The sequence below is a fragment of the Mesorhizobium sp. M0854 genome, assembly GCF_040319815.1.
Classification (GTDB): Bacteria; Pseudomonadota; Alphaproteobacteria; order Rhizobiales; family Rhizobiaceae; genus Mesorhizobium.
The window spans coordinates 89,727-99,888 of record NZ_JAMYOL010000017.1; the positions used below are offsets into that span (position 1 = coordinate 89,727).

Annotated in this window: 7 protein-coding genes and 4 pseudogenes; 7 read left to right on the top strand and 4 right to left on the bottom strand. The window is 55.9% G+C overall.

What is annotated here, in order from left to right; translation table 11 throughout:
- The first annotated feature begins 195 nt into the window (after window positions 1-195).
- Both ectB and NKH99_RS22970 read left to right on the top strand, forming a co-directional pair.
- Window positions 196-1,455, top strand: coding sequence for a diaminobutyrate--2-oxoglutarate transaminase (gene ectB / locus NKH99_RS22965; RefSeq protein WP_353015702.1), 1,260 nt, complete (start codon window positions 196-198; stop codon window positions 1,453-1,455).
- Window positions 1,445-2,287: a 2OG-Fe(II)-dependent halogenase WelO5 family protein gene (locus tag NKH99_RS22970; protein ID WP_353015705.1), complete on the top strand. Its 843-nt coding sequence runs from the start codon at window positions 1,445-1,447 to the stop codon at window positions 2,285-2,287. Before ectB ends, NKH99_RS22970 begins: the two co-directional genes overlap by 11 nt.
- 17 nt (window positions 2,288-2,304) lie before the next feature.
- Here the strand turns inward: NKH99_RS22970 and NKH99_RS22975 are convergent.
- Window positions 2,305-2,705: pseudogene (locus tag NKH99_RS22975) on the bottom strand (transposase); the annotation flags it as partial.
- A gap of 327 nt (window positions 2,706-3,032) precedes the next feature.
- Here NKH99_RS22975 and NKH99_RS22980 point away from each other — a divergent pair.
- Window positions 3,033-3,236 (top strand): transposase, encoded by a 204-nt coding sequence (locus NKH99_RS22980; RefSeq protein WP_353015708.1) that lies wholly within the window; start codon window positions 3,033-3,035, stop codon window positions 3,234-3,236.
- Window positions 3,227-3,856, top strand: coding sequence for a transposase (locus tag NKH99_RS22985; protein ID WP_353015710.1), 630 nt, complete (start codon window positions 3,227-3,229; stop codon window positions 3,854-3,856). The genes NKH99_RS22980 and NKH99_RS22985 overlap by 10 nt, the downstream gene beginning before the upstream one ends.
- 220 nt (window positions 3,857-4,076) lie before the next feature.
- Here the strand turns inward: NKH99_RS22985 and NKH99_RS22990 are convergent, their stop codons facing one another.
- Complete coding sequence (locus tag NKH99_RS22990; RefSeq protein WP_353015712.1) at window positions 4,077-5,357, bottom strand: ATP-grasp domain-containing protein; 1,281 nt, start codon at window positions 5,355-5,357, stop codon at window positions 4,077-4,079.
- 399 nt (window positions 5,358-5,756) lie between these two features.
- On the opposite strand from NKH99_RS22990, the pseudogene NKH99_RS32785 reads away from it, so the two are divergent.
- Both NKH99_RS32785 and NKH99_RS32790 read left to right on the top strand, forming a co-directional pair.
- A pseudogene (locus NKH99_RS32785) lies at window positions 5,757-5,837 on the top strand (IS6 family transposase); the annotation flags it as partial.
- 4 nt (window positions 5,838-5,841) lie between these two features.
- Window positions 5,842-5,972 (top strand): annotated as a pseudogene (locus NKH99_RS32790) (DDE-type integrase/transposase/recombinase); the annotation flags it as partial.
- Between the two features lie 502 nt (window positions 5,973-6,474).
- On the opposite strand, the gene NKH99_RS23000 reads toward NKH99_RS32790, so the two are convergent.
- Window positions 6,475-7,320 (bottom strand): LuxR family transcriptional regulator, encoded by an 846-nt coding sequence (locus tag NKH99_RS23000; protein WP_353015714.1) that lies wholly within the window; start codon window positions 7,318-7,320, stop codon window positions 6,475-6,477.
- A 466-nt stretch (window positions 7,321-7,786) separates the two neighbouring features.
- The gene (locus NKH99_RS23005; protein WP_353015716.1) at window positions 7,787-9,082 is read right to left on the bottom strand and encodes an ATP-grasp domain-containing protein; all 1,296 of its coding nucleotides are present in this window, start codon (window positions 9,080-9,082) and stop codon (window positions 7,787-7,789) included.
- 417 nt (window positions 9,083-9,499) lie between these two features.
- On the opposite strand from NKH99_RS23005, the pseudogene NKH99_RS23010 reads away from it, so the two are divergent.
- Window positions 9,500-9,885, top strand: a pseudogene (locus tag NKH99_RS23010) (IS6 family transposase); the annotation flags it as partial.
- Window positions 9,886-10,162: the final 277 nt, after the last annotated feature.

Genomic DNA, 10,162 nt, shown 5'->3' on the forward strand with positions numbered 1-10,162 from the left:
CCGGTCTCCCTTTTGTCGCGAACCCTTTTGAGGAGCGTGTCGGCATTACGAACACATTCCTGGGAGGTCACGACCGTCCAAAGTTCCGTCCGGACCGTTCCGATCTTCTACTGAAACTGAAGAACAAGCGCGACCAACGAAACGCATTTAATCACTCTCTCGTTGAACGCGACGCGACATGCAGAGGATCCTGAAATGAACACCGACGTTTTTGCGGCTCATGAATCTAACGTTCGTCGGTACGGGCCGTCGTTTCCCGCAGTCTTTACGAAGGCCCTTGGAGCGACAATCTGGGACGAGGCCGGTAAGCCATATATCGATTTCCTTGTGGGGTCCGGCGCACTCAACTACGGACACAACAACCCGAATATTATTGCACCGGCAATCGAATATCTCGTTGGCGAGAACATTCTCCTGTCGCTTGATATGTATACGGCGGCGAAGCGGGACTTTATTGAGGTGTTTGTAGATTCGATCCTGAAGCCCAGAGACCTTTCTTATAAGATACAATTTCCTGGGCCGACCGGCACAAACGCAAACGAAGCGGCGTTGGCCCTCGCGCGAAAATATACCGGCCGCTCGAGCGTAATGGCCTTCACAAACGCCTTCCATGGGATGTCGCTCGGCTCTCTGGCAGTATCTGGTTCGGCGTCAACAAGGGAACTGGGCGGCGTTGCCCGCCACGATGTGATCCGTGTCCCCTACGACGGCTACCCTACCCAAGCTTTCGATTCCGCGAACTACATCGACACCGTATTGGGCGACACAGGGAGCGGCATAGAAAAGCCAGCCGCAATCATTCTGGAGACCATCCAGGCAGAAGGCGGCATGAACACTGCATCTGCTGCTTGGCTGGCAGAAATTCAGCGGATTTGCCGCAAGCACGGCGTTGTTTTGATCGTTGACGATATTCAGGCCGGTGCGGGACGAACGGGCGATTTTTTCTCATTTGAATTCGCGAAAATCGAACCCGATATCGTATGCCTTTCGAAATCCCTAAGCGGTTCAGGTAGTCCGTTCTCCATTGTTCTGATTCGCCCCGACCTGGACATATGGAAACCCGGAGAACATAGCGGGACTTTCAGAGGCAACAATCTCGCCTTTGTGACTGCACGGGCCATGTGCAAAATGTGGTCCGACAGGCAGTTTACTGCTGGCGTCGAGCGGACGGCCGCCAAACTGCAAAGAGACCTTGATAACCTCGTTGCAAAATTTCCAAATTGCATCGAACAAAAGCGCGGCCGCGGTCTGATGGCCGGTCTCAAGTGTCGATCACAGGCTGTTGTCGGCCGTGTGCACGATGTCGCCTTCGAAAATGGCCTGCTGATCGAATCTTCAGGACCAAATCGCGACGTCATCAAAGTCCTCCCACCGATAACCATCACCGATGACGAACTCGATCATGGCATCGCCATCCTTGATCACGCACTAAAGGAGCAAGCCAATGGAGACTAATCAAGTATCCCAAGCCCCAGCCACCTCGCCTGTTGCGATCAGAGAACGAACCGGCTCGATCAGCACTGCGGACATCATCTCAGTCCTGAAAGGTGAGATCACCGCTCTGCACATCAGGCAAGCTTTCAGCACCGAAATAGCCGAGGAGATCACCGCGAACTTCAGTGGCAGTCCCGGTCTCAAGGAGCGTAAGGATGGCGTCCCCGGACAATATGTCGGCGCATCCCACTACAGGAAGGATGCAGCCACCTATTTCGCAGAGGCGGAAACTGCGCGACCGTACGTGGACGCCCTTTTTGAGAATCTGGTTGATCCGGTCCGAGCATTGTTCGACGCGTTGAAGCGCGAGCTTCGCAAACAGGGCATTGAATTGCGGCTGGCCCGTTCGGAGCACGGTCAGGCTAATATTTGTCGCGCTCTCAGCTGGTCTGGCAGCGGCACATTCTCCTTGGACCCCCACGACGACGTCGCTCAAGTGTTATGTGCTGGGAACGATTACGAGCTTTCTGCGGTGGCGCACAACACCGTCGCAGCACTCAACTTCTATCCCAGCATGCCCGAGGAAGGTGGCAATCTGCGGCTCTGGAGCCACAAGCCGACAGTCACCGACCGAAAGTCTCAAGGTGTGGAGACCACGGGATATCCCTATTCGGCAGCCTATCTCGAGGGCGTTCCTTGTCGCGACTTCCAGCTCAGGGCGGGGGATATCGGCCTGATCGATGGCGGTTTCGTTCACGGGGTCACCGGTCAATCAGGCAACGGAAAGCGTCGCCTAGTGCTGAACAGCTTTTTCGGGTTTGCGCGGCCAGATCTTGTTCTCTGGTGGACCTGAAATTGGTACATTGCCTAGAGGCGAAGGCGCGAATCCCCCGGCGTGCGTGCATCGTCAAGCAGCCGCTGATAGGGTATCGCGGGGCGATGATGCCGCTTGATCACCTTGGCTCCGTCTCGATGCTTTTCTTTCAACTTAAATGACGGTTGAAAGAAATTGATGAACAACCGCATTGATGAATAAAGCTTGGCCAGCTCCCATGCGGCCTGCAGTCCCTCGAAGCGCCGGTATCCAACGATCTTACGCACGATCGCACCATTCTTCTGCTCGACAAATGCCTGATGCGGCAACGGGTGAGTTCGATATTATCGCGCAAGCAATACTCATGAACGCTTTCGTTCATGAAGACGCTGTCGTTGTCAGTGTCGAAGCCAAGGAGCGGGAACGACAGCAACTTGCGCAGTTCGGCCAATGCTGTGTGACGGCCGGCGCCGATCTCGGCATCGGCTGCGAAGCCTCGGCAAGGCGATTTTCCCGGTACCCGCGAGATAACGGGAACAACGAACCTACTAATGCTGGTAGTCCTCTGTGATACGGAGCTACGTCTGCATCACTGGATATAGCGCGCGTGGTGGCGATGTAGGCCGAGACGACGCGGCGGCCGCTCTTGCCGGCATGCGCCAGCACGTTGCGGGCGAAATGAACTCGGGGGCTGTTGAAGAAGCCGGCTTTTCCGCGTGTTCCGAGCGGGACCGTCAGGAATTCTGTGCCTGAGGCCATGATGATGGAAAGGAGAGAATCTCACATGGCTATCGACAAGGAACTTCTGGACCAACTGCTTGCCGGCCGCGATCCCGACGAGGTGTTCGCCGAGGACAGGCTACTCGATGACCTGAAGAAGGCGCTTTCGGAGCGCATTCTGGACGCCGAACTCGACGAGCATCTCGAGGACGAACGCGCCGGCGGCGCTGCCATCGCCGCAACGGCCATTCGAAGAAATTGGTTCTGACGGGCACGTCGAAGATGACGCTTTCGATCCCGCGCGACCGGGCCGGGACCTTCGATCCGAAGCTGATCGCCAAATGCCAGCGCCGCAGACTTCGACGACAAGGTCATCTCCATGTATGCGCGCGGGATGAGCGTGCGCGAGATCCGCGGGCATGTGAGGAGCTCTACGGCATCGACGTGTCGCCGGACCTGATCTCGGCCGTCACCGACGCGATCCTGGAGGAGGTGGCGAAATGGCAGAACAGGCCGCCCGACGCGGTCTATCCGCTCGTCTTCTTCGACGCGATCCGGGTCAAAATCCGGGACGAGGGCTTCGTGCGCAACAAAGCCGTCTACATGAACGAATTGAAGAACCGCGGCGTCGGCGACATCCTCATTGCCGTCGTCGATGGCCTGAAGGGCTTTCTCGAGGCGATCAGCGCCGTCTTTCCCCAGACCGTGGTGCAGACCTGCATCGTGCACCTGATCCACCATTCTCTGGAGTTCGTCCGCCCGCGGCCGCCAACCAGGTCGGCATGCGGGCAATTCGGGATCAGATGCGCATGGGCAGATCCGCCAGCGAAGAGCCGATCAGGCCGATGCCGACCAAGGCGATCTTTTCAAACGGGGGTTTCGACATGACTAGTCTAGCTTTTCACGAATTGGGTAAGTGCGGCGACTACGCAGCGACTGGATTCTTCGGTTCCGCAGCGCATTGGGACAACGTGCAACGCGCTGCGTAATATAGCCGCGCGCCGTGAGATAGTCGTTGGCCGCTTGCGGACAATGCGGCTTGATCTTGTCCAGGCTGACGATCCCATCAAAAACCCATCCCTCTCGATGCACCAGTGTTTAGCGACGATCACCTCTTACCTGGCGCCACCTGCGCTGGTGCAGGTGTAAAGGCCGCAGAACATTCCTCATCAGGGGGCGGAAATGGTGTGATCGACCAATCGATTAAGTCGACAGCATGCTGGAGTATGGCCTTGGTCTGAGCAAAGCTGGGTGAAACGGCGATGACATGTCCGATGCAGTCTCGGTAATCGCCTTTCCTGACGATCGGCCTCTTGGGTTCAACATACAACTTGACCTCCGCGACACCTGATATGGCAGCGGCCCGACTGTCGCCACCTATCCAGTCGAGGATGCCATCGCGATCAGGAACTAGGAGCCGCGCGATTGCAGTCTGCGAATGCCTTCTGCGCAAATCGCATTTGTCGCTGATGACAAGCTTGATGTGCTCGGTGATGAGATCGATACCGTAAGCCAGCTGAACCCGCCGAGGATTGGTTCCACCCGCAAGACGCGGATTGACTTCGATGACGACTGGGCCACGCTTTGTCCACCGAAATTCAATGCATGTAGGCCCCCAGCCAAGGCCGAGAGCCTGCAAACAGCTCAGCGAAACATCGGCGATACGTTCATGCTCGTCATCAGTCAGTGGGGCCGGAAAGATGGTCTCGCGACCGACGAAATGCGGTAGGGGGCCGAACTCGGCGGCACCAATCCCAATGACTTCATTTCCCATTATCTCGGCGCAATAATAAGGGCCTTGTGCGAATTCTTCGACCAGTATCCTCGGCGAAGACCGCCATATGTGCTTCCCGCCCAACAGATAGGTCGTATGTTCGGCTACCTCATCGGCGTTGCGGCACAATCGGACACCGCTGCTGCCGGTGCCTACGGCTGGCTTAAGAATCACCGGCAGGCCGATCTCCGCGGCAGCGCTTTCAACCTCCCTCGCATTCGCTGCCAGACGATAAGCAGGTATTGGAACGCCGGCCTCCGCAAGGAGCTGACGTTGAGTGAATTTGTCGCAGCATCGTTCAATGGATTCAGGGTTCGGTCCCGGTAGATTGAAATAGCGGCAGAGCTTGCCAACGGTCGCATAGACCGGCTCCCAGGGGGACGTAATGCCGGCAATGTCATAGGTCGCACGCAGCCGGGAACATTCGTGGATCAGCGCATCGAGATTGTCTGTATCCACCCGGATTGCCTCAATGCTTTCCGGCGCATGATAGTCGTAGCGAGTTGGATCAGCCGACAGGGTAATTGGATGAAGACCAAGACGCCGAGCCGCTCTGACGAAACGCGGACCATTGGCCCTTGTACCTTCAACCAGGATAAGCGCTCTTTTTGCCATTGGCGTCGACCTCCGTTGCGTGCTGTGCGGCGGTCTGAGCGTCGTGCCTGACCTCAGACCTTGCGGTGACCTACCATTGCCAGCGATCTGCGGGCGCAAAGATTTCGTAAAGTTATTTGAAGGATCTATTGCAACGTTTTTGTTACCCGCGGCGCGGCACGGAGCGTCTCGACGAATTGCGGAGGGTGCAATGTTCAAGGGACGCTAATGTGACCTGTAAAGGTTAAACCTAATCTGACAGACGGTGTCATAGGCCAAAGCGAATCCGGGCGCGAAAAAGCGCTTGCGCGCCAGCCCGACCTGGTTCTCGACTTAGCCCTTCTCCTGGTTCCGTTTGCATACTTTTCGATAATAGGTTGAGGGGATAAGGAGAGCTTTCCGACTTCTGGAGATTGCGTCATGCGCAAAGGACGGCATTTCGGCACGACAGTGATTCTGCTTTGGGTGCGCGGCTACCTGGCCTACGGTCTTCGCCTGCGACAGTGACACAGTCGACTTCTTCTTTGGCGTCACCACGATCTAGCGGCAGCAAAGTGCTTTCTTCGGAAGGCGTTTAAGCGCTATGGCCGACCGGAGCGCATCGTCATTGACGGCAGCCAGACAAACGGGGCGGCTTGCTGGCCTTTACCGGCATGCGCATTTTCTGAGAGATCGAAAGGCGCGCAGCCACCGGTGTGCTGTCCTCACCCTACTTGATGACGAACGCCGTCTGCACATTTGCTCGATGTACCGTTCTGCTCCAGTATTTGTGCGAGGTATGCCCGCCCAATTCGAGATCCACGGGGAGCCATTCGCGACTTGTCCTGTGCCGGACCTCCATTCTCGGAGACCATCGGCTACGCGATCGCGAATTTTGAGAAAGAAAGCGGCACGGCAAGAACAGCGTCGGGAGATCGCAGGCAATTATATTTCTTTGCAGATCAATCGGACGTATCAGTGTTAGTGTGCACCGCTGCTGGCCGTCAACCTTTCCGATCTGGAGCCATAATGCGGCCAAAGCCGCGAAGACGCAGGTTCAAGGAAACCTTTAGCGCAACCGATGTTGAGACGTGCGTTCCTCTTGCCTCGTCGGAACACCCGGACCGTGAATTAGGCTTGTCTTCTTTGATGACGCTCGTTACAACTCGATAATTCCGAAGTTTACTGCCTTTATAGCCGCGAGGGTTCTGCTAGAGGCATCCAATTTTTGCTTCACGTTCTTTATATGAAAATTGACCGTATTTAGGGATATTCCTAGAATCTTTCCTATTTCCCACGATGATTTCCCTCTCGCCGTCCACAGAATACACTCTTTTTCTCTTAGAGAAAGGTTAGGAGCGCCCTCGATTCCAGCCGAATTCGCGAATTTCGCGACCCTCAGATGGAAATGTAACGCGGCAAGTTGCAAGTATGTGATTGTTCGATTTTGAAATTCGCGGTTCCAAGGTCGAGCAAAGCTCATGATCGCAAAGCTGCCCTCGGGGCCGTGCAATGGAACGCTAATGCCTGACCTTAAGCCGAACGTTGCGGCCTCGTCGAAAACGCGCCGTTCGTCTTCAGTCGTGCTTCCGTCGTTGTACACCTCGCTCCATCGAAAGGCATCTGCTCGCTTTCGACTCGTCTTCATGATGGGGTCTATCCTGTCATAACCCATTTCTAAATAGCGCTCCTGCCATCCATCAGGACAATTCAGCATGACCGCCGGATCGCGTCGGATCAGCTTTAAACCTCTTTGACCGGGTGCAAGGGATCCATAGGCTATCCACGGGCAATCAAAGTTCAGGGCAAAAGCAGATAACAGGTCGAACAACCGCTCGGATTGAGCAATGCCAACGGTCTGGTCGAGAAATCGGCCGAACTCGACCGCAAACGCCTCCCTGGCTGCCTCGGGGAAATGCATCGACGGGCCCAAAGAAAACTGGTTGGACACTTTGGTTGGCAGCCCTCGAAGTTGAGAGACCGCAGTCATCCGCGGGCGTTCCATAGTGTCTCCTCCGCAGCCATTTGGGCTGGATGTTGTCACTGTCACACTGATGCACTGATCTGCGGGTGCTAGACTCTCCGTGCGGTCATCGGCGGACCCGCATCGCCAAAGCTTCATCATTTAACCGCAATGCATAAAGTTGTGTAAGTTGCCAAGAACTTCTGAACGTGTAACATTGTACATTTCTAAATTTTACAATGTCGTTAGTTGGCTGCGTTGATCATGTGGATATCTGTACGTGTTCTCCAGCTTACGTCACTTAACCGACGTGCCACCGTCCTGTTCCAAGAAAAGTCGACGCTCAGACTGGTCCCACATCGAGTGGGCAGTGTTGGTGGCTTCGCCATCCAAAACATCCATCCCTCAGCCAAAATCAGCCTGATCGAGATTCCTCACGGACCGCCAGAGCACCCTCATCGTCCTGCGTCCCTCTCCTGCTCTCGATTGCACCAAATTTCGGCGACGATCATCCCTTATCTTGCGCCACCTCCACTGGTGCGGGGAGATTGCGGGCCGCTGATTGTCCCTGTTCGCTAAGGGCCGAAAATGGTGTGATCGACCAAGCGATTAAGTCGACGGCACGCTGAAGTATCGCCTCCGTCTGAGCTTGGCTATCTGAAGCGGCGATGACGTGTCCGATCGTATCTCGGTGATCGCCTTTTCTGACGATCGGCGTCTTGGGTTCAACATAAATTTTGACCTCGGCGACACCTGGTATGGCAGCCGCGCGAGTGTCGCCATCGATCCAATTTAGGATGCCGTCGCGATCAGGATTTAGGAACCGCGCGGCCGCAACGTGCGATTGCCTTCTGCGCAAGTCCCACTCCTCGCCGATGACAAGCTTGATATGCTCGTTGATAAGATCGACACCGTAAGCCAGCCGAGCCAGTTTGGGATTGGCCCCACCCGGAAGACGCGGATTCACCTCAATGACGACCGGGCCACGCTTCGTCCACCGGAATTCAATATTCGTTGGCCCCCAGCCGAGGCCGAGAGCTTGCAAACATCTCAGCGAAACATCGGCGATGTGTTTGTACTCGTCATCAGTTAGCGGAGCCGGAAAGATGCATTCACGAAAGACAAAATGCGGTGGGCGATCGAAGTCAGCGGCCTCAATCCCAACGACTTCATTTCCCATTATGTCAGCACTATAGAATGGGCCTTGTGCGAATTCTTCGACCAGTATCCTCGGCGAAGACCGGCATAGGTGCTTCTCGCCCAACAGATAGGTCGTATGTTCGGCCAACTCATCGATGTTGCGGCACAATCGGACACCGCTGCTGCCGCTGCCTGCGGCTGGCTTAAGAATCACTGGCAGGCCGATCTCCGCGGCAGACCTTTCAACCTCCCTCGCATTCGCTGCCAGACGATAAGCAGGTATTGGCACGCCTGCCTCCGCGAGGAGCTGACGCTGATTGAATTTGTCGCAGCATCGTTCGATCGATGCGGGGTCCGGTCCTGGTAGATCGAAATGCTGGCAGAGTTTGCCAACTGTTGCATAGACCGACTCGTCGACGTCCGTAAAGCCAGTAATGCCAGCAAAGTCATAGCTCGCACGCAGCAGGGAACATTCGTGGATCAGCGCATCGAGATTGTCCGTATCGACCCGGATTGCCTCAAGCCTTTCCGCCGCAAGATAGTCGTAGCGAGCTGGATTAGCCGACAGGGTAATTGGCTGGAGACCAAGACGCTGGATCGCTTGGACGTATCTCAGACCATTACCCCTATGACCTTCAACCAGGATGAGCGCTCTTCTTGCCACTGGCATCGACCTCCGTTGCGGGCTCTGCGGATCCGAGCGTGAATCGGCAGCAGCTTTTTAGCTGTGCTTGGCGTCACGCTTTGCGGTGAAGGTACCATCGTCAGCGATTTGCGGTCGCAAAGATTCTGTAAAGTTATTTGAAGGATCTGTTGCAACGTTTTGAGTGCCGGCGGTGTGAACGGAGCGTCTCAACCAATGTCGGAGGGGTGCGATGTTCCCGGGACGCTGGTTTGACCTGTAAAAATTTAGACTTAATCTGACAGGCGGTGTCACAGGCTAAAACGAAGCCGGCGTGAAGAAGCACTCGCGCATCAGCCCGATCTGGTTCTCGACCTAGCCCTTCTCCTGGTTCCGGTGCAAACTTTCCGGTAGTGGGTTGAGGGCATGAGGAGTTCCCCGCCTTCTGGAGATTGCGTCATGTTCAAAGGACGGCATTTCGAAACGATCAGTGATCCTGCTTTGCGTGCGCTGCTATCTGGCTACGTCTGAGCCTTGGGGGATTTGAAGGAGATTATGGCCGAGCGCGGCGTCAGCGTTGACCATTCGTCAATCCACCGCTGGTCATTTACTTCTCAGCGCTTCTGCCGAAGCGGTTTAACTGACGCAAGCGGGCTCTCGGCGGCGGGTGGCATATGGGTGAGACCTATATATCAACGTCCCGGGGCCAGGGGGTTATCTGTACCATGCGATCGACGGCGTTGGTGACAAAGTCAATTTCTCCTTACCTAGCGGCAGCAAAGCGCTTTCTTCGGAAGGCGCTTGCGCGCCATGGCCGACCGGAGCGCATCGTCATTGACGGCAGTTAAACAAACCGGAAGGCCATCGTCTCCTACGACGTGTCGGGCGAATTGAGAAACTGAACCCCTGACGAAATGAAGAACTGACCCCCTCGGTTATGAGAGGAGGCATGGATGACGGTTGAGATTTCGGCGATTCCTGCATTGTCGAGAACGATGCAGGGAGAGGAACTGGCGAGCGAACATGGGATCGTCATTGGGCTTCGCTCGGTGGAGCTTCGGGTGCAGCATTGGCGTCGGGAGTTGAGGGCGCAGAAGCGCGCGACGGTTCGGTTTGAGACGG

Coding starts and splice junctions, on each gene's coding strand:
- ectB (WP_353015702.1), top strand. CDS start 196: ATGAACACCGACGTTTTTGCGGCTCATGAATCTAACGTTCGTCGGTAC.
- NKH99_RS22970 (WP_353015705.1), top strand. CDS start 1,445: ATGGAGACTAATCAAGTATCCCAAGCCCCAGCCACCTCGCCTGTTGCG.
- NKH99_RS22980 (WP_353015708.1), top strand. CDS start 3,033: ATGGCTATCGACAAGGAACTTCTGGACCAACTGCTTGCCGGCCGCGAT.
- NKH99_RS22990 (WP_353015712.1), bottom strand. CDS start 5,357: ATGGCAAAAAGAGCGCTTATCCTGGTTGAAGGTACAAGGGCCAATGGT.
- NKH99_RS23000 (WP_353015714.1), bottom strand. CDS start 7,320: ATGGAACGCCCGCGGATGACTGCGGTCTCTCAACTTCGAGGGCTGCCA.